Origin of the sequence: Streptomyces sp. S465 (assembly GCF_026898115.1) — a bacterium.
Classification (GTDB): Bacteria; Actinomycetota; Actinomycetes; order Streptomycetales; family Streptomycetaceae; genus Streptomyces; species Streptomyces luomodiensis.
This window is the reverse complement of sequence record NZ_CP114036.1, coordinates 4,583,956-4,606,324: the sequence shown is the minus strand read 5'-3', so window position 1 is coordinate 4,606,324 and position 22,369 is coordinate 4,583,956. Positions and strand designations below refer to the sequence as shown.

At 70.3% G+C, this 22,369-nt stretch carries 20 protein-coding genes and 1 pseudogene; 10 read left to right on the top strand and 11 right to left on the bottom strand.

Features of this window, described 5'->3' with window-relative positions:
- Positions 1 to 149 precede the first annotated feature (149 nt).
- Positions 150 to 2,414: a transglycosylase domain-containing protein gene (locus N6H00_RS19375; RefSeq protein WP_268973043.1), complete on the bottom strand. Its 2,265-nt coding sequence runs from the start codon at positions 2,412 to 2,414 to the stop codon at positions 150 to 152.
- Between the two features lie 385 nt (positions 2,415 to 2,799).
- Here N6H00_RS19375 and N6H00_RS19370 point away from each other — a divergent pair, with 385 nt between their 5' ends.
- On the top strand, positions 2,800 to 3,135 hold the full coding sequence (locus tag N6H00_RS19370) for a WhiB family transcriptional regulator (RefSeq protein ID WP_066027259.1): 336 nt from the start codon (positions 2,800 to 2,802) through the stop codon (positions 3,133 to 3,135).
- A 420-nt stretch (positions 3,136 to 3,555) separates the two neighbouring features.
- Here N6H00_RS19370 and N6H00_RS19365 read toward each other — a convergent pair whose 3' ends face one another.
- On the bottom strand, positions 3,556 to 4,920 hold the full coding sequence (locus N6H00_RS19365; protein ID WP_268973041.1) for an ArsA family ATPase: 1,365 nt from the start codon (positions 4,918 to 4,920) through the stop codon (positions 3,556 to 3,558).
- Positions 4,921 to 4,984: 64 nt separating this feature from the next.
- Positions 4,985 to 5,962, bottom strand: a complete 978-nt coding sequence (locus N6H00_RS19360) for an ArsA-related P-loop ATPase (protein WP_268973040.1) — start codon at positions 5,960 to 5,962, stop codon at positions 4,985 to 4,987.
- Positions 5,963 to 6,033: 71 nt separating this feature from the next.
- Between N6H00_RS19360 and N6H00_RS19355 the strand changes: the two genes are divergently transcribed.
- The 4 genes from N6H00_RS19355 (at position 6,034) to N6H00_RS19340 (ending at position 8,697) form a co-directional block, all read left to right on the top strand.
- Positions 6,034 to 6,192 (top strand): DUF4177 domain-containing protein, encoded by a 159-nt coding sequence (locus N6H00_RS19355; RefSeq protein WP_017947820.1) that lies wholly within the window; start codon positions 6,034 to 6,036, stop codon positions 6,190 to 6,192.
- The gene (locus N6H00_RS19350; protein WP_268973037.1) at positions 6,192 to 6,662 is read left to right on the top strand and encodes a RidA family protein; all 471 of its coding nucleotides are present in this window, start codon (positions 6,192 to 6,194) and stop codon (positions 6,660 to 6,662) included. The genes N6H00_RS19355 and N6H00_RS19350 overlap by 1 nt, the downstream gene beginning before the upstream one ends.
- Positions 6,663 to 6,832: 170 nt before the next feature.
- Entirely contained in the window at positions 6,833 to 7,870 is a 1,038-nt protein-coding gene (locus tag N6H00_RS19345; protein ID WP_268973035.1) for an NUDIX hydrolase, read from the top strand.
- A complete protein-coding gene (locus N6H00_RS19340) occupies positions 7,867 to 8,697 on the top strand; it encodes an MBL fold metallo-hydrolase (RefSeq protein ID WP_268973033.1) in 831 nt (276 codons plus the stop codon). The genes N6H00_RS19345 and N6H00_RS19340 overlap by 4 nt, the downstream gene beginning before the upstream one ends.
- 179 nt (positions 8,698 to 8,876) lie before the next feature.
- Here the strand turns inward: N6H00_RS19340 and N6H00_RS19335 are convergent, their stop codons facing one another.
- A complete protein-coding gene (locus N6H00_RS19335; RefSeq protein WP_014061749.1) occupies positions 8,877 to 9,551 on the bottom strand; it encodes a Crp/Fnr family transcriptional regulator in 675 nt (224 codons plus the stop codon).
- A 281-nt stretch (positions 9,552 to 9,832) separates the two neighbouring features.
- On the opposite strand from N6H00_RS19335, the gene nth reads away from it, so the two are divergent.
- From nth to N6H00_RS19320, 3 genes are read left to right on the top strand one after another with little or no spacing between them, the layout of a single operon-like run.
- Positions 9,833 to 10,645, top strand: a complete 813-nt coding sequence (gene nth, locus N6H00_RS19330; RefSeq protein ID WP_268973030.1) for an endonuclease III — start codon at positions 9,833 to 9,835, stop codon at positions 10,643 to 10,645.
- Positions 10,642 to 11,328: an NUDIX hydrolase gene (locus tag N6H00_RS19325; RefSeq protein ID WP_268973029.1), complete on the top strand. Its 687-nt coding sequence runs from the start codon at positions 10,642 to 10,644 to the stop codon at positions 11,326 to 11,328. Before nth ends, N6H00_RS19325 begins: the two co-directional genes overlap by 4 nt.
- A 12-nt stretch (positions 11,329 to 11,340) precedes the next feature.
- Positions 11,341 to 12,540 (top strand): MarP family serine protease, encoded by a 1,200-nt coding sequence (locus N6H00_RS19320; RefSeq protein WP_268973028.1) that lies wholly within the window; start codon positions 11,341 to 11,343, stop codon positions 12,538 to 12,540.
- 51 nt (positions 12,541 to 12,591) lie between these two features.
- Here N6H00_RS19320 and N6H00_RS19315 read toward each other — a convergent pair whose 3' ends face one another.
- The 6 genes and pseudogenes from N6H00_RS19315 to N6H00_RS19290 form a co-directional block, all read right to left on the bottom strand.
- On the bottom strand, positions 12,592 to 12,795 hold the full coding sequence (locus N6H00_RS19315; RefSeq protein ID WP_268973027.1) for a hypothetical protein: 204 nt from the start codon (positions 12,793 to 12,795) through the stop codon (positions 12,592 to 12,594).
- Between the two features lie 187 nt (positions 12,796 to 12,982).
- Positions 12,983 to 13,909, bottom strand: coding sequence for an alpha/beta fold hydrolase (locus N6H00_RS19310; protein ID WP_268973026.1), 927 nt, complete (start codon positions 13,907 to 13,909; stop codon positions 12,983 to 12,985).
- Entirely contained in the window at positions 13,906 to 14,367 is a 462-nt protein-coding gene (locus N6H00_RS19305) for a phage holin family protein (RefSeq protein WP_268973025.1), read from the bottom strand. The genes N6H00_RS19310 and N6H00_RS19305 overlap by 4 nt, the downstream gene beginning before the upstream one ends.
- Before the next feature lie 96 nt (positions 14,368 to 14,463).
- Positions 14,464 to 15,855: a Na+/H+ antiporter NhaA gene (nhaA, locus tag N6H00_RS19300; RefSeq protein ID WP_268973024.1), complete on the bottom strand. Its 1,392-nt coding sequence runs from the start codon at positions 15,853 to 15,855 to the stop codon at positions 14,464 to 14,466.
- Positions 15,856 to 16,123: 268 nt separating this feature from the next.
- Complete coding sequence (acs, locus tag N6H00_RS19295) at positions 16,124 to 18,085, bottom strand: acetate--CoA ligase (RefSeq protein ID WP_268973023.1); 1,962 nt, start codon at positions 18,083 to 18,085, stop codon at positions 16,124 to 16,126.
- 103 nt (positions 18,086 to 18,188) lie between these two features.
- A pseudogene (locus N6H00_RS19290) lies at positions 18,189 to 19,193 on the bottom strand (carbonic anhydrase); the annotation flags it as partial.
- Between the two features lie 804 nt (positions 19,194 to 19,997).
- Between N6H00_RS19290 and N6H00_RS40550 the strand changes: the two are divergent.
- On the top strand, positions 19,998 to 20,183 hold the full coding sequence (locus N6H00_RS40550; RefSeq protein ID WP_443073269.1) for a hypothetical protein: 186 nt from the start codon (positions 19,998 to 20,000) through the stop codon (positions 20,181 to 20,183).
- Here the strand turns inward: N6H00_RS40550 and N6H00_RS19280 are convergent.
- Positions 20,164 to 21,168, bottom strand: coding sequence for an ATP-binding protein (locus N6H00_RS19280; RefSeq protein WP_268973022.1), 1,005 nt, complete (start codon positions 21,166 to 21,168; stop codon positions 20,164 to 20,166). The two genes, N6H00_RS40550 and N6H00_RS19280, sit on opposite strands and share 20 nt — an antisense overlap.
- Positions 21,169 to 21,270: 102 nt before the next feature.
- On the opposite strand from N6H00_RS19280, the gene N6H00_RS19275 reads away from it, so the two are divergent.
- Entirely contained in the window at positions 21,271 to 22,098 is an 828-nt protein-coding gene (locus N6H00_RS19275) for an oxidoreductase (protein WP_268973021.1), read from the top strand.
- Positions 22,099 to 22,369 lie beyond the last annotated feature (271 nt).

Genomic DNA, 22,369 nt, shown 5'->3' with positions numbered 1-22,369 from the left:
GCCGCGCGGCCGTAAGGCGCCGCATGGCCAAGCCGTAAGGCGCTCGGCGTAACCGCGCGATCGCACCACGTAACCGTAAGGCGCACATAGCCAAGAAGGGGGCCGGACATCTCTGTCCGGCCCCCTTTAGCGCTCAGTCACCGTCACCGCTACCGCGGCCAGTGCCGGCCGCCGTTTCCGTTGCCGTTCCCGCCATTCCCGTTGCCGCCGCCGATCAGGTCCGAGGGCAGGGAGATGTCCGGCCACGGGTTCTCCTGGCCGCCGTTGTCGCCGTTGTCGCCCTTGTCGCCACCGTTGTCATTGCCCGGCTTGCGGTCGTTCCGCTTCTTGTCGTCATCGGGCTTGTGCTGGTTCGGGTCCTTGATCGAGACGGACTCGAAGTTCGGCGCCGGCTTGCCCTCCAGCGCGCCGCTCATCGCGTCCTTCCAGATCGGGCCGGGGGTGTCCGCGCCGTAGACCTTGTCGTGGAAGACGCCGCCGATGCTGATGTTCTCCATCGTGACGCCCTTGGCGCCCGGACCGCCGACCCACACCGCACCGGCCAGGTTCGGGGTGTAGCCGACGAACCACGCGGCCCGCCGCTCGTCCGTGGTACCGGTCTTACCGGCGCTCGGGCGGTTCTTGAGGCCGGCCTGCTTGCCGGTGCCGTCCTCGACCACCCCGCGCAGCAGCGTGTTGATGGTGTCCGCGGTCTTCTCCGACATCGCGCGGGAACACTTCGACTGCGGGACCTTCAGCGCCTTGCCGTTCGGGCCGGTGATCGACTCGATGAAGACCGGGGAGCAGTAGACGCCGCGGTTGGCGAAGGTCGCGTAGGCGTTGGCCATCGTCAGCGGCGAGAAGCCCTCGGAGCCGAGAGTGAGGGAGGGCACCTGGTTGTGCTCCTCGCCGTCGGCGCGCTCCACGCCCATCCTGTCGGCCATCTGCGTCACCGGGCAGACCCCGATGTCGCTGATCAGCTGGACGAAGTAGGTGTTGACCGACTTGGCGGTCGCCTCCTTCATCGCGTACGGGCCGACTTCGCTCTCGTTCTCGTTCTCGACGGTCGCGCCCTCGTCGTTGCGCCAAGTGCCCTTGCAGGTGGTGACCGGGCTCGGATACTTCATCTTGTACGGCGAGGAGTAGCGCTGGTACGGCTTCTTGCCCTGCTCGATGGCGGCCGCGGCGGTGATCGGCTTGAACGTGGAACCGACCTGGAAGCCGTAGTTCGAGCCGCCCATGGCCTTGTCCGCGGAGAGGTTGATCTGGGTCTCGTTCTCGCCGAAGCCGTACGGCCGGGACTGGCCCATCCCCAGCACCTTGCCGGTGCCCGGCTCGACGAGCGTCACCGCGGTGGCCACCGAGTCGGACTGGTAGACATGCGACTTGATCGACTTCTGGACCGACTCCTGGGCCTGCGGGTCCAGCGTCGTACGGATCGTCAGGCCGCCCTGGTTCCAGCGCTTGGCGCGCGCCTCCGCCGTCTTGCCGAAGGTCGGGTCGTTGAGCAGGATCTCGCGGACGTAGTCACAGAAGAACCCGGCGCCCTGGACGGCCGTGATGCAGCCGCTCCTGGGCATGCTGACCTTGAGGCCGAGCGGCTTCTTCTGGGCCGCGGCGGCCTGTGCGGGGGTGATGTCCTTCACCTCGGCCATGCGCCGCAGCACGGTGTCGCGGCGTTCCTTGGCGGTCTCCGGGGCGTTGATCGGGTCGTAGCGGCTGGGTGACTGGACGAGACCGGCCAGCATCGCCGACTGCTCCAGGTTCAGGTCCTTGGCGGACTTGCTGAAGTAGCGCTGCGAGGCCGCCTCGATGCCGTATGCCTGCTGCCCGAAGAAGGTGATGTTCAGGTAGTTCTCGAGGATCCGCTTCTTGCCCAGTTCCTTCTCGACCTTGATCGCGTACTTCAGTTCCTTGATCTTGCGGCCGATGGACTGCCGGGTGGCCTGGGCGACCTTCTCCTTGTCGTTGCCCGCCTCCTCGACGAACACGTTCTTCACATACTGCTGGGTCAGCGTGGAGGCACCCTGGGAGACCCCGCCCTCCTGCGCGTTGGTGTTCAGCGCGCGCAGCACGCCCTTGAGGTCGACCGCCCCGTGCTGGTAGAAGCGGGCGTCCTCGATCGCGACGATCGCCTGCCGCATATAGGGGGAGACGTCCTTCAGCTTCACGATCGTCCGGTCGCGTGAGTAGACCTTCGCGATCTCTCCGCCCTTGGCGTCCAGGATCGTCGTCCGCTGGCTGAGCGGCGGTGTCTTGAGATTGGCCGGAATTCCGTCGAACTCCTCCACCGTTCCCTTGGCCGCGAGGCCGAGCGCCCCGACGGCGGGAAGCGCGAGCCCGGCCATCACGGCACCGGCCAGCGCGCTGACGCCGAGGAACTTGGCGGCCTGTTGAGCGGTGGATAGACCGCCGCTCGAGCGCGTGTTTCCCATAGGGGGCAGCCTACGTCTCGAATCGCCGGACAGGGGACCGGGTGTTCGCATAAGCTGTTTCACGCCAGCCACAGCTGTGTGGCTGAGCCACACCCCCATCCTCACTCGAGCGAGTGATGAGAGCTGTCCGGATTGCCGCCCCTGTCATGAGCTGCCCGTTGTCCGTCGGGTGAACTGCCCGGATTTGCACTAGTAATCTCAAATGTCGCCAGCTCACTCCGTTGGGTGATCTGCCGCGTACCCATAGTCCGTTCGGACCATCCAAGATTGGGCCTGCAGGGGGTGTTGCGCCTTGTCTCGCTTCCGTAACGTCCTCAACTGGCGACGGTGAATATGCCGTTTGTCGCCGTGGGGGAGCTCCGATTCGGGAGAGGACGGCGCCAGCATGGGCTGGGTAACCGACTGGAGTGCGCAGGCCGCCTGCCGCACTACTGATCCAGATGAACTGTTCGTCCAGGGCGCGGCACAGAACAGGGCCAAAGCGGTCTGCACCGGATGTCCGGTGCGCACCGAGTGCCTTGCGGATGCCTTGGACAACCGCGTGGAGTTCGGTGTGTGGGGAGGGATGACCGAGCGCGAGCGGCGAGCACTGCTGCGCCGCCGGCCGACGGTGACCTCTTGGCGCAGGCTCCTGGAGACCGCGCGCACCGAGTACGAGCGCAGCGCGGGCATTCTGCCCTTCGACGACGAGGACTACGAGCGCTTCGCCGCGGTCGGATAGGCCGGAGGCGGTCTCGGCGATCGACTGGGGATCGAGTGGCGATCGACTGACGGCCTGCCCACGAGACGGCCTGCCCACGAGACGGCCTGCCCACGAGACGGCCTGCCCACGAGACGGCCTGCCCACGAGACGGCCTGCCGACGAGACGGCATGCCTCACCATCACCTCACCCACCTCTCGGCAACGGCACGAGCGGGGGTGCGAGTACGGCACGCCTCGTCGGGGCGAGTACGGGTATGCGCACGCCTCCGAGCACGGGGGCGCGGGTCGCGGCTGCGGTCGGCGATGGGGCGCGGGCCACATGGCGGCCTGTGGGTCACATGGCGTGCCGGTCGCGCGGCCCAACGGGGCGGCGCGGTCCGGGGGTGGGTCCGCTACCGGTGACCGTATGACCGTTCCGACCGCCGGGCGGGCACCGGCTCAGCCCGCCGCGCGCTTGGTCCGTTCCAGCGGGACCGCGAGGCGTTCGCCGATCGCCCGGAGTCCTGCCAAGTCGTGTACGTCGCCAGGGAGTGCGGCCACTTGGGCCACCGGAACCTCGGGGTGGAGTGCCGTGAAGCGGTCGTGTGTGCGCTGCTCGCGTCCGAGCACCTGCATACGCTCCGCGTGCAGCCGAAGCAGTCCCGCGGCGAGCCGCTCCGCCGACGAGTCCGCCGACGTGGGGGAGACGTCGGGGTCCGCTGCTGAGGGGTTCCGCGCTTGAGCATTCCCTGAGTGGGGATCGACAAATCCGCCGACGGCAAGATTTTCTGACCCGGTGCCGTTCTTGGCCGGAACGCTTCCCTCTGCGGTGTTCGCGGGCGCACCGTCCACGGATGTGTCGTCCGGATCCGCGGGGCAGTCGGCCAGCGACAAGGTTTCCGCCGCGGCCAACGCGCGTTCCGCCGACAGCTGTTCGGCCCCGCTGCCGTGCACCCGGTTCAGCACCAGCCCGGCCAGCGGCATCTGGTCCGCGGCCAGCCGTTCGACGAAGTACGCCGCCTCCCGCAGGGCGTCCCGCTCGGGCGCGGCCACCACCAGGAAGGCCGTACCGGGGGCCTGAAGCAGCCGGTAGGTGGCCTCCGCGCGGGTGCGGAACCCGCCGAACATGGTGTCCATCGCGGCAGCGAAAGTCTGCACGTCGCGCAACAACTGCCCGCCGAGCACCTTGCTGACCGTGCCCGTCATCATCGACACGCCCACGTTCAGGAACTTCATCCCGGCTTTGCCGCCGACCTTCGCCGGGGCCATCAGGACCTTGATGAACTTCCCGTCCAGGAAGGAGCCGAGGCGTTTCGGCGCGTCCAGGAAGTCCAGCGCCGACCGGCTGGGCGGGGTGTCGACGATGATCAGGTCCCATTCGTCGCGGGCCCGCAGCTGACCGAGCTTCTCCATGGCCATGTACTCCTGCGTGCCCGCGAAACCGGCCGAGAGCGACTGGTAGAAGGGGTTCGCGAGGATCGCCCGAGCGCGCTCGGGGTCGGCGTGCGCCTCGACGAACTCGTCGAACGTCCGCTTCATGTCGAGCATCATGGCGTGCAGTTCGCCGCCGTTGCCGCCGCCGACGCCGTCCACCCGGCGCGGGATGTTGTCGAGCGCGTCGATGCCCATGGACTGGGCGAGCCGGCGGGCTGGGTCGATGGTGAGGACGACGACCTTACGGCCGCGCTCGGCGGCCCGTACGCCCAGGGCCGCGGCGGTGGTGGTCTTGCCGACGCCGCCGGAGCCGCAGCACACCACGATGCGGGTCTGCGGATCGTCCAGCAGGGCGTCGGTGTCCAGCCGGGGTGCCACGTCCATGCTCATGCCGCCTCCCGCGTACGACTCGCGTACGACTTGTTGCCCGTGGCGCCCTTACGGCGGACGCCGCTCACGTCGGCCACTGCTTGCGCAGATCCGCCGCGAGCCGGTACAGCCCGGCCAGGTCGACGCCGTCCGTGAGCAGTTCCAACTCGTGCAGCGGCAGTCCCAGACCGGTCAGCTCGGCGCGCTGCGCCCGCTCCAGCTCCACCCGTTCGGCGTGCTCGCGCGCCTGCTCCAGCAGCGGGTCGACCAGCTGTTCGGCCAGGCCGCCGCGGCGGGCGCCGCCCAGGCCGGCCTGGGAGAGCGCCTTGGCGACGGCCGTACGCTGCCCGTTGGCGACGGCCTCGACGGCCTCCTGGTCGAGGATCGCGGGCCGCACCATGTTGATGATGACCCCGCCCGTCGGAAGGCCGTCGGCGCGCAGCTCCGCGATGCCGTCCGCGGTCTCCTGGACCGGCATCTCCTCCAGCAGGGTCACCATGTGGACCGCCGTCTGGGGCGACTTGAGGACGCGCATCACGGCTTGTGCCTGATTGTGTATCGGGCCGGTCCGGGCCAGCCCCGCCACCTCGTGGTTGACGTTCAGGAAGCGGGTGATGCGGCCGGTGGGCGGCGCGTCCATGACCACCGAGTCGTAGACGAAGCGGCCGTCCTTGCCCTTACGGCGCACCGCCTCGCACGCCTTGCCGGTCAGCAGGACGTCCCGCAGCCCCGGGGCGATGGTGGTCGCGAAATCGATCGCACCGAGCTTCTTGAGCGCACGTCCGGCCGAGCCCAGCTTGTAGAACATATGGAGGTAGTCCAGGAGTGCGAACTCCGGGTCGATCGCCAGGGCGTGCACCTCCCCGCCGCCCGGTGCGGTGGCGATCTTCCGCTCCTCGTAGGGCAGCGGCTCGGTCTCGAAGAGCTGCGCGATGCCCTGACGGCCCTCGACTTCGACCAGCAGGGTTCGCCTGCCACCGGTCGCGAGGGCCAGCGCGAGTGCGGCGGCGACCGTGGTCTTGCCGGTTCCGCCCTTGCCACTGACGACATGGAGCCTGCTCACAGTGGGGAGCCTAACCAGTCGCCCCTCGGGCTACGCACCAGGGCCCGGCGGAGAGGCATTACAGTCGGCCCATGACCAAGTGGGAATACGCGACCGTACCGCTGCTCGTACACGCCACGAAGCAGATTCTGGACACCTGGGGCGAGGACGGCTGGGAGCTGGTCCAGGTCGTTCCCGGGCCGAACAACCCGGAGCAGCTGGTGGCCTACCTGAAGCGGGAGAAGAGCTGATGGGCAGCGGCGCGGTCGAGGGCAGGCTCGCCGGGCTCGGTCTGACGCTGCCCGAGGTCGCGGCGCCCCTCGCCGCGTATGTGCCCGCAGTCCGCACCGGCCCGTACGTCTACACCTCGGGCCAGCTGCCGCTGGTCGAGGGGAAGCTGGGCGTGACCGGCAAGGTCGGCGCGGAGGTGACCCCGGAGGAGGCCAAGGAGCTGGCGCGCACCTGTGCGCTGAACGCGCTGGCCGCCGTGCAGTCGGTCGTCGGTGACCTCGACCGCATCGTGCGGGTGGTGAAGGTCGTCGGCTTCGTCGCCTCGGCGCCGGACTTCACCGGCCAGCCGGGTGTCGTCAACGGTGCGAGCGAGCTGCTCGGCGAGGTCCTGGGCGACGCGGGCGTGCACGCGCGCAGCGCGGTGGGCGTGGCGGTGCTGCCGCTGGACGCCCCCGTCGAGGTCGAGATCCAGGTCGAGGTCGCGGACTAGATCCAGGTCGAGGTCGCGGACCAGCGAGCGGAGCCGGTGGCGGGCCGGCCGGCGCGGGGATGCGTGGGCCGGTGCGACGGCCGTGCCCGGACCGCCGTGCCCGGACCGCCCCCGGCGTGGCGCCGTCGGAGCCACTCGAACATCAGCCCGTGAGCGCATAGCATCCGGCCATGTCCACTACGAACGGCCAGTGGTACCCGCCCGAATGGCCCGAGCGGATCCGCCTCCTGTCGGCCGGTGAGCTCACACCGGTGACACCGCGCCGGGCCGCCACCGTGCTGCTGCTGCGGGACGGACAACCTGAACAGGACCGGCAGGACCCGCAGGGCCGGCAGGACGGCGACGGGGAGCACGCGGCGGAGAAGCTCGCGGCGGCGCCGGGGCCCGCAAGGGCCGCGCACGGCCCTGAGGCGCCCGCGGAGGGCGTACGGGACGCGGCGGGCGGGCCCGGTGGGCTCGCCGTCTACATGCTGCGCAGACGCGCCTCCATGGCCTTCGCCGGAGGCGCGTACGCCTATCCGGGCGGCTCCGTGGACCCGCGCGACGAGCGCATGGTCACCTGGGCCGGACCCTCGCGGGCGCAGTGGGCGCGGCGGCTGGGCCTGGACCCCGACGAGCCGACGCAGGCGCAGGCCATCGTGTGCGCGGCGGTCCGCGAGACCTTCGAGGAGGCGGGGGTCCTGCTGGCGGGTCCGACACCGCACACCGTGGTCGCGGACACGACGGGGGACGACTGGGAGGCGGACCGCGCGGCGCTGGTCGCCCGGGATCTGTCCTTCGCGGAGTTCCTGGACCGCCGGGGGCTCGTGCTCCGCTCGGATCTGCTGGGCTGCTGGGCGCGCTGGATCACCCCGGAGTTCGAACCGCGCCGCTACGACACCTGGTTCTTCGTGGCTGCGCTGCCGCGGGGGCAGCGCACCCGTAACGCCTCCACGGAGGCGGACCGGACCGTCTGGATCCGTCCGGTCGACGCGGCCGACGGCTACGACCGGGGCGAGCTGCTGATGATGCCGCCCACGATCGCGACGCTGCGCCAGCTCGCGGCCCACGGCTCGGTCGCCGAGGCGCTGGCCGCGGCCGCGGACCGGGACCTGAAGCCGATCCTGGCCCAGGCGCGGGTGGAGAACGGGGAGCTGGTGCTGAGCTGGCCGGGCCATGATGAGTTCACCAGGCACATTCCGCGCGCCACGGGGGGATCTTCCGCATGACGTACGCATCCGCTCTGCCCGGTCAGCCGCGCGGGGGCGCCATCGGCGGCCCGGCCACCGACCGGGCCGTCTGCGTCCTGGCGCCGAACGCCTCCCCCATGACGCTGGACGGCACCAACACCTGGATCGTCGCCGAGCCCGACTCCGACCTCGCCGTCGTCATCGACCCCGGGCCGCTCGACGACGCGCACCTCAAGGAGGTCATCGCGACGGCCGAGCGGGCGGGCAAGCGGGTCGCGCTGACGCTGCTCACCCATGGCCATCCGGATCACGCGGAGGGCGCGGCGCGCTTCGCCGAGCTGACGCGGACGTCCGTAAGGGCGCTGGACCCGGCGCTGCGGCTGGGGGACGAGGGGCTGGAGCTGGGGGACGTCATATCCACCGGCGGCCTGGAGCTGCGGGTGGTGCCCACGCCCGGCCACACCGCCGACTCGCTGTCCTTCCACCTTCCGGCCGATGGCGCGGTCCTTACGGGCGACACGGTGCTCGGGCGGGGCACCACCGTCGTCGCGCATCCCGACGGGCGGCTCGGCGACTATCTGGACTCGCTGCGGCGGCTGCGGTCGCTGACCGTGGACGACGGGGTGAACACGGTCCTTCCGGGCCACGGGCCGGTGCTGAACGACGCCCAGGGCGTGGTGGAGTACTACCTCGCGCACCGCGCCAACCGGCTCGCCCAGGTGGAGACGGCGGTCGAGAACGGCTACCGGACGCCCTCGGAGGTCGTGGCGCATGTGTACGCGGACGTGGACCGGTCGCTGTGGCCGGCGGCGGAGCTGTCGGTCCGGGCCCAGCTGGAGTATCTGCGCGAGCACGGGCTGATCTGAGGCGGCGCGTTCCGCTACGCCGTTCCGGAGCGCCGTGCCGGGACCTCGTTCGGGAGCGCCGTTCCGGAGCGCCGTGCCGGGACCTCGTTCGGGAGCGCCGTTCCGGAGCGCCGTAAGGGCCCCGCCGGGATTCCGGCGGGGCCCTCACGATCCGTTTCCGCGTGCGTCTCCGTCCGGCGTCAGCGGGAGCGCTTGGCCAGCCGCTCGACGTCCAGCAGGATCACCGCGCGCGCCTCCAGCCGCAGCCAGCCGCGGCCCGCGAAGTCGGCGAGCGCCTTGTTGACGGTCTCGCGGGAGGCGCCGACCAGCTGGGCCAGCTCCTCCTGGGTCAGGTCGTGGACGACGTGGATGCCCTCCTCCGACTGCACGCCGAAGCGGCGCGACAGGTCCAGCAGGGCCCTGGCGACCCGGCCGGGGACGTCGGAGAAGACCAGGTCGGACATCTGGTCGTTGGTCTTGCGCAGGCGCCGGGCGACCGCGCGCAGCAGCGCGGAGGCGACCTCGGGCCGGGCGTTCAGCCACGGCTGAAGGTCGCCGTGGCCGAGGCCGAGGAGCTTGACCTCGGTGAGGGCGGTGGCGGTGGCGGTGCGCGGGCCGGGGTCGAACAGCGACAGCTCGCCGATCAGCTCGCCGGGACCGAGCACGGCCAGCATGTTCTCGCGGCCGTCGGGAGAGGTGCGGTGGAGCTTCACCTTGCCCTCGGTGACCACGTACAGGCGATCGCCGGGGTCCCCTTCGTGGAAGAGTGCGTCACCTCGCGCGAGGGTGACCTCTCCCATGGAGGCGCGCAGCTCAGCGGCCTGCTCGTCATCGAGCGCCGCGAAGAGCGGGGCGCGCCGCAGAACGTCGTCCACGAGTCTCTCCTTGTCGACATGCACAGGGGACCGACGTCCCCATGATGCCGGACGGTAAAACAGTGCGATCAATCACAAGTTTGACGCACTGGCCTGCCGAGCTGTGCGGCAGGGGTCCGATTGAGGGCCTCTTCGCGGCGGCCGGGGCGGATGTCAGTGGCTGGGCTTAGGCTGGCCGGGTGTCCAATAGGCCGGTGAGAGCACAGGGCAAGGGGGCCGGACGGGTGACCGCATCGCGTGATTCCGCTGTGGGCGAACAAGGATCCGCCGAATCGACAGAAGTGGCGAAACCGCATAAATCGGTCAAGGGTTCGCAAGGCGCCCGACCGGAGTCCCGGCTCGCCCTCGTCCGCCGCGCCCGGCGCATCAACCGCGAGCTCGCCGAGGTGTATCCGTACGCTCATCCCGAGCTGGACTTCGAGAACTCCTTCCAGCTGCTGGTGGCCACGGTCCTGTCCGCCCAGACCACCGATCTGCGGGTCAACCAGACCACTCCCGCGCTCTTCGCCGCCTATCCGACGCCCGAGGACATGGCGGCCGCCGACCCGGAGGCACTGGAGCAGCTGATCCGGCCCACGGGCTTCTTCCGCGCCAAGGCCAAATCGCTGCTGGGCCTGTCCGCCGCCCTCCGTGACCGCTTCGGCGGCGAGGTCCCGGGCCGTCTGGAGGACCTGGTCACCCTCCCCGGTGTCGGCCGTAAGACGGCCAATGTGGTGCTCGGCAACGCCTTCGGGGTGCCGGGCCTGACCGTCGACACCCACTTCGGGCGGCTGGTGCGGCGCTGGAAGTGGACCGCCCAGGAGGACCCCGAGAAGGTCGAGGCGGAGATCGCCGCGCTCTTCCCCAAGAGCGAGTGGACGATGCTCTCGCACCGCATCATCTTCCACGGCCGTCGCGTCTGCCACGCCCGCAAGCCCGCGTGCGGCGCCTGCCCGATCGCCCCGCTCTGCCCGGCGTACGGGGAGGGCGAGACCGACCCGGACAAGGCGAAGAAGCTGCTGAAGTACGAGATGGGCGGCCAGCCGGGCCAGCGCCTGCGTCCGCCGTCCGACTACCCCGGCCGTCCCGCCGCCCCCCTGGGAGCCGCCGAGTGACGAGCACGTACGGCGGGGGCGTGGAGATCAGCGCCCATGGGCTGCCCGAGTGGCTGCGGCCGGTGGTGCGGGTGGCCGAGACGATCGAACCGCGCCAGCTGAGCCGGTTCCTGCCGCCCCCGCAGGGCGGCGGCCGCCCCTCCGCCGTGCTGGTGCTCTTCGGAGAGGGCCCGGCCGGCCCCGAGCTGCTGCTCATGGAGCGCTCCGGCTCGCTGCGCTCGCACGCCGGCCAGCCCTCCTTTCCCGGCGGGGCCCTCGACCCGGAGGACGGGGATCCGGACGGGGAGGGTCCGCTGCGTGCGGCGCTGCGCGAGGCCGAGGAGGAGACGGGGCTCGACCCTTCGGGGGTCCAGGTCTTCGCGGTGCTGCCGCGGCTCTACATCCCGGTGAGCGGTTTCGTCGTCACCCCGGTGCTGGGCTGGTGGCGCCGGCCCAGTCCGGTCGGGCCGGTGGACCCGGCCGAGACGGCCCGGGTCTTCACCGTTCCCGTGGCGGATCTCACGGATCCGGCGAACCGGGCCACGACCGTCCACCCCAGTGGTCACCGGGGTCCCGCCTTCCTCGTCGGAGGCGCTCTGGTCTGGGGCTTTACCGCCGGAGTGATCGATCGCCTGCTGCATTTCGCGGGCTGGGAGCGGCCTTGGGACCGCGCCAGGCACGTCCCACTCGACTGGCGCGCGTGAGACGGTGTTGCGGTGAATGTGCTGGACATCCTGCTGCTGCTCGCCGCCGTATGGTTCGCGGTCGTCGGCTACCGCCAGGGCTTCGTCGTCGGCGTGCTGTCGGTGACGGGGTTCATCGGGGGTGGTCTGATCGCGGTCTATCTGCTGCCGCTCATCTGGGACGGCACCACCGACAAGACATCCCCCGGCACCTTCGGTGCCGTGGTGGCGATCGTCCTGGTGATCGTGTGCGCCTCGGTCGGCCAGGCCGCCACCACCCACCTGGGGAACAAGCTGCGGCGGCACATCACCTGGTCACCGGCGCGCGCCCTGGACGCGACCGGCGGCGCGCTGGTGAATGTCCTGGCGATGCTGCTGGTCGCCTGGCTGATCGGCTCCCTCGTGGCCCAGACCTCGCTGCCCACCCTGGGCCGGGAGGTCCGTACCTCCAAGGTGCTGACCGGGGTCTCCCGCGTCATTCCGGACGAGGCGAACACCTGGTTCACCGACTTCTCGTCGGTGCTCGCGCAGAACGGCTTCCCGCAGGTCTTCTCGCCCTTCGCCAATGAGCCGATCACCTCGGTGCCACAGCCCGACCCCGCGCTCGCCCGGTCCCCGGTGGCCACACGCGCCCAGCAGAGCATCGTGAAGGTCGTCGGCACCGCCCCCAGCTGCGGCAAGGTCCTCGAGGGCAGCGGGTTCGTGTTCGCGCCGAACCGGGTCATGACCAACGCCCATGTCGTCGGCGGCGTCAGCGAGCCGACCGTACAGATAGGCGGCGAGGGCCGGCTCTACGACGCCAAGGTCGTGCTCTACGACTGGAAGCGCGATATCGCGGTCCTCGATGTGCCCTCGTTGCACGCCCCGGCGCTCCGGTTCGCCCAGGACGACGCACACACCGGTGACGACGCGATCGTCGCCGGCTTCCCGGAGAACGGCGCCTTCGATGTGCGAGCCGCCCGGATCCGCGGCCGTATCCAGGCCAATGGCCCCGACATCTACCGCCGCTCCACCGTGCACCGCGATGTGTACTCGCTGTACGCGACGGTGCGGCAGGGCAACTCCGGCGGTCCGCTGCTCACCCCGCAGGGGCGGGTGTACGGCGTGGTCTTCGCCAAGTCCCTCGACGACGAGGACACCGGGTACGCGCTGACGGCGGACGAGGTGCGCCAGGACGTCGAGAAGGGGCGTACGGCGGACCAGCCGGTGGACAGCCAGGGGTGTGCCCTGTGACCCAGGGGTTCCGGTGTGCCGGCGGCGCCCCGGGCCGCGCCCGAGGTACTGCTAGCGGCTGCGTGGATGGCGCAGTCGCGCCGAGACCCACCGGGCCCGGCGGCGGATGATGCGGGGAATCCCGATGTTCGGGTCATGGCCTTGGGTAGGCCCGGAGCCGCCCCGCTCGGAAACGCTCAGCGCGGCATTGGCGGTAGCGGCGGCCTCGGGGCCGCGGCCGTCAGGTGCGTCACGGTAGTCGTGCGTCCAGCCCATACCCCCGTGTCTGCCCGTGACCCAAGGTCCGTAATCGCCGCTGGCTGCGGCAATTGGCCTATGCTCCGGGCATTTGGCTGTTCGAAAAACTGATGTTCGGCCACCCGTGGCGGGGTCGTCGGAATGCGGACTGCATGCGGACGGTATGCGGACAGCACGTGTACGGCATGCCTACGGCTGATGACGCTCAGCGGTCGGGCTCGGGGTCCTTCAGCCAGTTGATCAGCTCGGCGGTGAAGGCCATCGGGTCCTCCTCGTGCGGGAAGTGACCGAGCCCGTCGAAGAGCCGCCAGCGGTAGGGGGCCTCGACATACTCCCCGGAACCCGCCGCGCTGCGGGTGCGCATCACCGGGTCGAGTGACCCGTGCAGATGCAGGGTCGGCACCCGCACCGGCCGCTTCATCCGCCGGTTGAACTGGAAACCGTCCGGCCGTGCCAGAGACCGCACCATCCAGCGGTACGGCTCGATCGAACAGTGCGCGGTCGAGGGGATGCGCATCGCCCGCCGGTAGATCTCCACCGCCTCGTCCTCGGGCAGTCGCGGCCCGGACCAGTCCCGGATCAGCCGTCCCACGGCCGCCGCATCGTCCGCGACCAGCTGGCGCTCGGGCAGCCAGGGCCGCTGGAAGCCCCACACATGCGAGCTGGCCGCGCTCTGCTTGACGTCCGCCAGCATCGCCGAGCGCCAGCGGCGGGGGTGCGGCATCGAGGCCACCGCGAGCCGCCGTACCAGCTTCGGCCGCATCACGGCGGCCGTCCACGCCAGATATCCGCCCAGGTCATGGCCGACGAGCGCGGCGTCCGGCTCACCCAGCGAACGGATCACGCCGGTGATGTCGAGGGCGAGGTTGGCCGGGTCGTAACCCCGGGGCGTACGGTCGCTGCCGCCCACTCCGCGCAGATCCATCGCGACCGCCCGGTAGCCGGCGTCGGCGAGCGCGGGCAGCTGGTGCCGCCAGGTCCACCAGAACTGTGGAAAGCCGTGCAGCAGCAGTACCAGCGGGCCGTCACCCAGCTCGGCGATGTGGAAGCGCGCGCCGTTGGCCGCGACATCCCGGTGGGTCCAGGGGCCGTCGAGCCGTACGACCGACGCGGCGGTATCAGGGACGGTCATGCCGACGAGCGTGTCACATCCCGCGCGGGGCGTCCGCCATTGCTCGCGGCACGCGGATGCGGCTTGACGCTCCCCAGTACGGCGGCCGTCTCCTTGGACGAGGCGATCGACCGCTTGGGCGCCTTGACCCTCTTGAACTTCAGCAGCGCCACCATGCCCAGGATCCCGGCGAACAGCCAGTAGATACCGCCCACGATCAGAAAGCACCAGGCGAGGCCGAGCCCGGTCCAGGAGCGCATGCCGTAGGCGAGGGCGAAGCTCAGCACCGGCAGCGAGAAGAGCAGCAGCACCCCGGCCGCCATACCGGCGCCGCTGCCGACCGCGGCCTTCTTGGCTCCCACCCGCAGCTCGGCCTTGGCCAGCGCGATCTCGTCGTGCACCAGCGCCGACAGCTCGGTGGTCGCCGTCGCCACCAGCTGGCCGAGGCTGCGGTTGCCGCCGTCGTCGGCTGCGCTCATCGCCATCTCCCTCTGCTCTTGTGCGGTCTGTGCTTGGTACGCCGTCTGTGCTTGCTACGTCTTCTGCACATTTCTCCGGGCGTCAAGCCTCTCAGATCATGCCGGACCATCGTCGCCGGAGTCGGCCGCGGCGGCCACTTCGGCAAGCCGCCGGTGCTCGGCGGCCTTTGCCTCGTGAATGGCGGCCATCCGCAGGTGGTATTCGGGGCTGTCCTGCTCGTAGACGTCCGGGATGCCGTCCATGTCCTCGTCCCGTTCCTCCTCCTGACACAGCCGCTGGTACGTGGTGTTGCGCAGCTTGAGGAGGACTCCGGCGAACAGGGCGGCGCACAACGAGCCGATGAGCACCGCCGCCTTGACTTCCCCGGCGAGCGTGGGGTCGCCGGGGAAGGCGAGTTCGCCGATGAGGAGGGAGACGGTGAAGCCGATTCCGGCGAGGGTGGCCACGGCGAAGACATCGGCCCAGGCCAGCTCCTCGTTCAGCTCGGCACGGGTGAAGCGGGCGGCGCACCAGGAGCCGCCGAAGACGCCGACGGCCTTGCCCACGACGAGGCCGAGGGCGACGCCGAGCGTCTCGGGGCGGGTGAAGACATCCGCGACGGCGTCGCCGGAGAGCGGCACACCGGCCGCGAACAGGGCGAACAGCGGCACCGCCAGGCCCGCCGACACAGGGCGCATCCGGTGCTCGATGCGCTCGGCGGGGGAGCGCTCCTCGCCCTCCCGGACGGTGCAGCGCAGTATCAGGCCCATCGCGACGCCGGAAATCGTGGCATGCACACCGCTGGCATGCATCAGCGCCCAGATCACGACCGCGAGTGGCAGATGGACCCAGGCCGTCCGGACGCCCTTGTGGTGCAGCAGCCAGAACAGGAGGAGGCCGGCGAAGGAGAGGCCCAGGGCGACGAAGTTGATGTGCTGGGCGAAGAAGATCGCGATGATCAGGATGGCGCCGAGGTCGTCGACGACCGCGAGAGTGAGCAGGAAGGCGCGCAGGGCGGCGGGCAGCGCCGTGCCGATCACGGCGAGGACGGCGAGCGCGAAGGCGATATCGGTGGCGGTCGGCACGGCCCAGCCCTTGAGGCTGCCGCCACCGCTCGCGTTGACGATGACATAGACGAGCGCGGGCGCGGCCATGCCGCAGACAGCGGCGATCACGGGCAGCGCCGCCGCCTTGGGGTCCCGCAGCTCGCCCGAGACCAGCTCGCGCTTGAGCTCGATACCGGCGACGAAGAAGAAGATGGTGAGCAGACCGTCGGTGGCCCAGGAGGCGACCGAGAGATGCAGATGCAGCGCCTGGGGGCCGAAGGAGAAGTCCCTGATGTCGCCGTAGACGCCGCTCAGCGGGGTGTTGGCGAGGATCAGCGCCACGACGGCGGCCACCAGCAGGATCACACCGCCGACGGTCTCGGTGCGCAGTGCGTCGGTGACGAACGTCCGCTCGGGCAGCGACTGGCGTCCGAGGAACTTGCGGTTGGTGGGCGCGGCCACGGGCGGGCCTCCTGGGGTCGGTGGTACGGACATACGGGTGACGTATGCCGACCAGACTTCCCGGCGCTCCACCCCTCATCTTGTCGTAACTTTTCCGCGACAGCCACCCGCACCAGCCGTGATGAACGAGAACGAGGGGCGCCCCGCCAGGCGGAGCGCCCCTCGATCATGTGGTGTGGCCTGTGCCGACCGTCTCGACCGGTGTCGATCGGTGTCGTCCGTTGCCCACCGGTGTCGCCCCGTGGCGGGCGGGCCTACGGCGGGGTGATCAGTCCTCGCTGGGGGCGGACGGCAGCTTGCTCTGGATCAGCTCCATCACGGAGGAGTCGGTGAGCGTGGTGACATCGCCCAGCGCGCGGTTCTCGGCGACATCGCGCAGCAGACGGCGCATGATCTTGCCGGAGCGGGTCTTGGGCAGCTCGGCCACCGGCAGGATCCGCTTGGGCTTGGCGATCGGGCCGAGCTGCTTGGCGACATGCGCCCGCAACTCCTCGACCAGGCCGTCGTCCTCGGCCGCGCCGCCGCGCAGGATCACGAAGGCACAGATGGCCTGGGTGGTCTGCGGGTCGGTGGCGCCGACGACCGCCGCCTCGGCGACCTTGGGGTGCGAGACCAGCGCCGATTCGACCTCGGTCGTGGAGATGTTGTGGCCGGACACCAGCATCACATCGTCGACCCGGCCGAGCAGCCAGATGTCGCCGTCGTCGTCCTTCTTGGCGCCGTCACCCGCGAAGTAGCGCTTGTCGAAGCGGGACCAGTAGGTGTCCAGGTAGCGCTGGTCATCGCCCCAGATGGTGCGGAGCATGGACGGCCACGGCTCGGTGAGCACCAGATAGCCGCCATGGCCGTTCGGCACCTCATTGGCCTCGTCGTCCACGACGGTGGCGGCGATCCCCGGCAGCGGGACCTGGGCCGAACCGGGCTTGGTCGCGGTGACGCCCGGCAGCGGGCTGATCATGATGCCGCCGGTCTCGGTCTGCCACCAGGTGTCGACGACGGGCGTGGTGTCCGCGCCGATGTGCTTGCGGTACCAGACCCATGCCTCGGGGTTGATGGGCTCGCCGACGGAGCCGAGGACGCGCAGCGAGGAGAGATCGAACTTGGCCGGGATGTCGTCGCCCCACTTCATGCAGGCGCGGATCGCGGTCGGGGCGGTGTAGAGGATGGTGACCCCGTACTTCTGGACGATCTCCCACCAGCGGCCCTGGTGCGGGGTGTCCGGGGTGCCCTCGTAGAGCACCTCGGTGGCGCCGTTGGAGAGCGGGCCGTAGACGATGTACGAGTGGCCGGTGACCCAGCCGACGTCCGCCGTGCACCAGAAGACGTCGGTCTCCGGCTTGAGGTCGAAGACGGCGTGGTGGGTGTAGGAGATCTGGGTGAGGTAGCCGCCGGAGGTGTGCAGAATGCCCTTGGGCTTTCCGGTCGTACCCGAGGTGTAGAGGATGAACAGCGGGTGCTCGGCGTCGAACGCCTCGGGGGTGTGCTGCTCCGGCTGGCGCTGCACGATCTCGTGCCACCAGACGTCGCGGCCCTCGTTCCAGTCCACTTCCTGGCCGGTGCGGCGGACGACCAGCACACTGCGCACGTTCTCGGTGCCGGGCCGGGTGAGCGCCTCGTCGACGGCGGGCTTGAGCGCGGATGCCTTGCCACGCCGATAGCCGCCGTCGGCGGTGATGATGACGCGGGCGTCGGCGTCCTGGATGCGTGTGGCGAGAGCATCGGCCGAGAAGCCGCCGAAGACCACCGAATGCGGGGCGCCGATACGGGCGCAGGCCAGCATCGCGATCACGGTTTCCGGGATCATCGGCAGGTAGATGGCGACCCGGTCGCCGGTCTGGACCCCCAGCTCGGTCAGCGCATGGGCCGCTTGGGAGACCTCTCGCTGAAGATCGGCATAGGTGAGGGAGCGGGTGTCGCCGGGCTCGCCCTCGAAGTGGAGGGCCACCCGGTCGCCCAGGCCGTTCTCGACATGACGGTCGACGCAGTTGTACGCCACATTCAGCTTGCCGTCGGCGAACCACTTCGCGAACGGCGGGTTCGACCAGTCCAGCGTCTCGGTCGGCGCGGTCGCCCAGGACAGCCGACGGGCCTGCTCGGCCCAGAAGCCCAGGCGGTCCGCCTTCGCCCGCTCATACGCCTCGGCTGTGACATTGGCGTCCGCGGCAAGCTCGGCGGGCGGCGCGAAGCGACGCTCCTCCCGAAGAAGGTTGGCCAGGCTTTCGTTGCTCACGACATCTCCCATTCCCAGGGTGTCCGTTGTGTCCCAGGCCATAGCTCATCAGCCCACGGCACGCCCTGACAAGGGTTGTCAGCCGAAAATTGGTTTAGACCTGTCATCGTCTGCATGACCGCCCCAGCTCCAGGGCCCCGTGGCTGGGCCCGCTTCCTCGCTCCGCGACGCTGGAACGGCCGACGCTGGAACGGCCGCTCCCAGGCCGGGCGGGGACCGTTGCGGCACAGCAGGCGGTCGTCGGCGTGCCATGGTCCGGGCGGACGGGCAGAAATCTCCCCGAACCCGTATCCAGGACATACGCCTGGGCCTCCGCCACATGGAAATACATCCCCTGTAGCGCCAGCCCGCCCTCCGCCGCCCGCCGTGCCACACAGGCATGCTCCATCAGATGGTCGAGCTGCTGCCGCACATTGACCAGGGCCAGTCGCTCCAGCTCGTCGGCCACCGGCCGGCTCGACAGGGCGACCTCCCCTCGCCCCAGCCGGCCGATCCGCTCCATCCGCGCCAGCGCCGGTCTGCCGTGGCGCAGCCACCGCGTCAGCGGCGTCCGGCCCCCGACACCGGACGCCATCGGCTGGGGTGGCGTCCTGGCCGGGGCCGATGAGTCGAGCAGCGCCTGCATCGCGCCGCACCCGGAGTGCCCGCACACCGTGATGCTGCTGACCCGCAGCACCTCCACCGCGTACTCGATCGCCGCACCCACCGAGTCGCAGGAGCCGTCGGCACCCGGCGGCACCAGATTGCCGACATTGCGCACGGTGAACAGATCACCGGGGCCGCTGGAGGTGATCATGCTGGTCACCAGGCGGGAGTCGGCGCAGGTGAGGAACAGCTGACTGGGCCGCTGCCCCTCTCGTGCCAGCCGGGCCAGCTCGTCGCGGACCAGCGGTGCCGTATGGCGCTGGAACGCGCGCACCCCGCCGAGCAGCTGACCGCCTACGTGTCCGCCGGCTCCCGCGGCCGCCGGGACGGGACGGGTGCAGTGGTGGTCACGCCACGGTGTCCATGGCCGGCAGGCCAGGGCGCCGCCCGCCTCCGCCGCTAGCCGCCCCGACCGTCCACCAGTCGGCCGCCCCGCCCGCCCATCGGCCGCCGCCCGCCCGGAGCCCGAGGGGTGGCGGAGCGCCGTGAGGCGGGCGGCCACGGCGGGCGCGGCGGCGGTCATGAGTCCGGCCGTGAGCCCGGCCAGGAGTCCTGTCAGGAGTCCGGCCAGGAGCCCGGTCAGGAGCGGAGCGCCGGAGGCCAGTGCGATGCCCAGCGAGAGGGTAGCGGCGAGCAGGAAGAGGGCGATCGAGACGGAGAGAGCTGTGTGGCGGGAGGCCCTCTGAATTCGGTCCAAGAGCTTCAACATTCCCGTCTCCTCCGGGCTTCGCGGTCGCGGACAAGGGCGTGTCCGTGGTCACGGCGTACTGCGGTACTGAACCCCAAGCGTTGGTAAATGAATCGTAATGTTGAGTAAAGTCGATGGGAAGTCTTTTGGGGGAGAGTAGGCCGCTATTCCCCCTATGGGGGGAATAGTCATTTAAAACGCCTTGTCATCCTCTGTCTTCTCCATGGCGCTGTCCGCAGCGGTCGGTTGCTCGGGAGACTCCACCCAGGCCCATGGGCCAGGTGGCACCGCGGGTCGGAGGCCGAACCGCTGCAACCGGGGGAGAGGCCACCGCAGTTCGTCGTCATCTCCTGGGACGGCGCAGGCCAGGACGAACACAAGCTGTTCTCCCACTTCCGCGCGCGAGTTCGCCCGGCGGGCTTCAGGTCTGGCCCCGCAAGACCCACGGCATCTGGGACTCCCCGTTGCAGCGGATTCCGGTACAACGCCGCCCGTTCGAGATGCTCTCCATGGACTACAACTTCCTGGCCAACAGGGCGCGCAAGAAGAAGGGCAAGCCGCGGCGTCTCCTTCAAGCAGGTGGCCGACTGGCTGGACGCGCAGAACCCCCTCGTGCTGGAGAAGCTGCGTGTGCTGGATGTCGGGATGCGGCCCCCGGGCGGCTGGCGGCACTATCTGGCCGCCGGGCGCCGGACGTCCGACCGTGAACCGGCGCACGGGCGGACGCCCGAGCACACGCATACGACTAAGCGGGAGCGGGAGTAGCCGCCGAGCCCTGCTCCGGCGCGAACTCCCCCAACGCGAAGGCGGGGTCGACCTGGGCGGCCAGATCGGCACCCGTCTTCGCGTTTCCCCAGCTCTGCGCGTTCTTGAGATGGAAGTGCACCATCTGGCGGGTGTACCGCTGCCAGTCACGCCGCTGGTACGAGGCGTCCACCGCGTCCTGTAGCGCGCGCAGCGCGTCGCGGTTCGCCTCCTCCAGCTCCTCGAACCGGGGCGCGCGGCCCTTCTCCATCGCCCGGACCCAGTCGGAGTGGCCGAAGGCGACCAGGAGGTCATCGCCCACCTCCGCCCGGAGGAAGTCCAGGTCGTCCGGGCCCTGCACCTTATTGCCCACCACCCGGAGCGCCACATCGAAGTCGCGGGCGTACTCCTTGTACTGGCGGTAGACGGAGACGCCCTTGCGCGTGGGCTCGGCCACCAGGAACGTCATGTCGAAGCGGGTGAAGAGGCCGGAGGCGAAGGAGTCGCTGCCCGCCGTCATGTCGACGACGATGAACTCGCCGCGTCCGTCGACGAGATGGTTCAGGCACAGCTCGATGGCACCGACCTTGGAGTGGTAGCAGGCGACGCCGAGGTCGGATGCGGTGAAGGGGCCGGTCGCCATCAGCCGCACCGCACCGTCGTCGAGCGACAGGGTCCGGGCACACGCCTGGTAGACGGGGTTGTCCTCGTCGATCCGCAGCAGCCGCGATCCCTCACCCGGCGGGGTTGTCTTGATCATGGTCTCGGCGGAGGTGATCCGGGGGTTCGTACCGCGCAAGTAGTCCTTGATCAGGGGGAGATGGGCGCCCATGGCGGGCAGGGCGGCGGCCTCCGCCTCGTCGAGACCGAGCGCCGCACCCAGGTGCTGATTGATATCGGCGTCGACAGCGACGACGGGGGCGTGGGTGGCGGCGAGATGGCGGATGAACAGCGACGACAGCGTGGTCTTTCCGCTTCCACCCTTGCCTACGAAAGCGATCTTCATGTTCACCTAGCGTAGGTGAGTGATTCCGGACGATGAGGGATTTACGTGAAGAACACCACTCCAACGAGGGGCGTCCGGAGTGGTGTGCGTAGTGTCGTACCCATGAGTACGTCAGCTGATCCGCTCGCCGCCCTGGCCGCCCTGCCCGGTGTGACCGAGTCCGTGGACGCCGTACGGACCGCGGTGGACCGGGTCTATGGGCACCGGGTGATGCGCCGCCGCAGCAATGAGGTCACCTCCGAGGCGGCGTTGCGCGGGGCGCGTGGCTCCGCCGCGCTGGCCGGTGCGGACTGGGCGCTGGAAGAGGTGCGCCGTCGTACCGACTTCGGAGCCGAGGGCGAGCCGCGCACGGTGGGTGCGGCGTTGCGGCTGACCGCCGAGGCGGGGCAGTTGCTGAGCATCTGGCGTCAGTCGCCGCTGCGGGTGCTGGCCCGGCTACATCTGGTCGCGGCGGGTGGGGCGGAGGAGAACGAGCGGATCGGGCGCCCCCGGCAGTCGGGTGAACCCGTGGACGAACCGCTGATCGGGTCGGCTCTGCCGCTGCCGGACGCGGATGAGGTGGCGGGTCGGCTCGATGGACTGGCCCGGCTGCTGCTCGCGGGCAGCCAGGCTCCGGCGCTGGTGACGGCGGCGGTGGTGCACGGTGAACTGCTCGCCCTGCGGCCCTTTGTCTCCCGTAACGGCCTGGTGGCGCGTGCGGCCGAGCGCATCGTCCTGGTCGCCAGCGGGCTTGACCCTAAGTCGATCTGCCCGGCCGAGGTGGGGTACGCGGAACTGGGCGTCGCGCCGTACATGGCGGCGCTGGAGGGTTATGCGTCCGGGACGCCGGAGGGGATGGCGGCGTGGATCGGGCACTGCGGACGGGCGGTTGAGCTCGGGGTGCGGGAGTCCACGGCGGTCTGCGAGGCCCTACAGCGTGGGGCGGCCTGACGCCGGACAGAGTTGCGGCGGTACCACGTGGGTACCGCCGCTGGCACATCCGCCGGGTTACCATGCGTGCATTCTCATTCGCCCATCAGGTCGGGAACTTCGCCCGTCACCTGGTGCGGCTGGCCCGTAATCGACGGGTCGACGTCGCGTGGGTGCTCAGCATCCGTGCTTCGGTCCGTGGGGCCTTGGCGTCTGGGGGTTTCCTCCCGGATACCCCTGGTCTCGCGGGCCGTCGATTCCTTTGTACTCCTGCGAGGGGCCAAGCGGAACC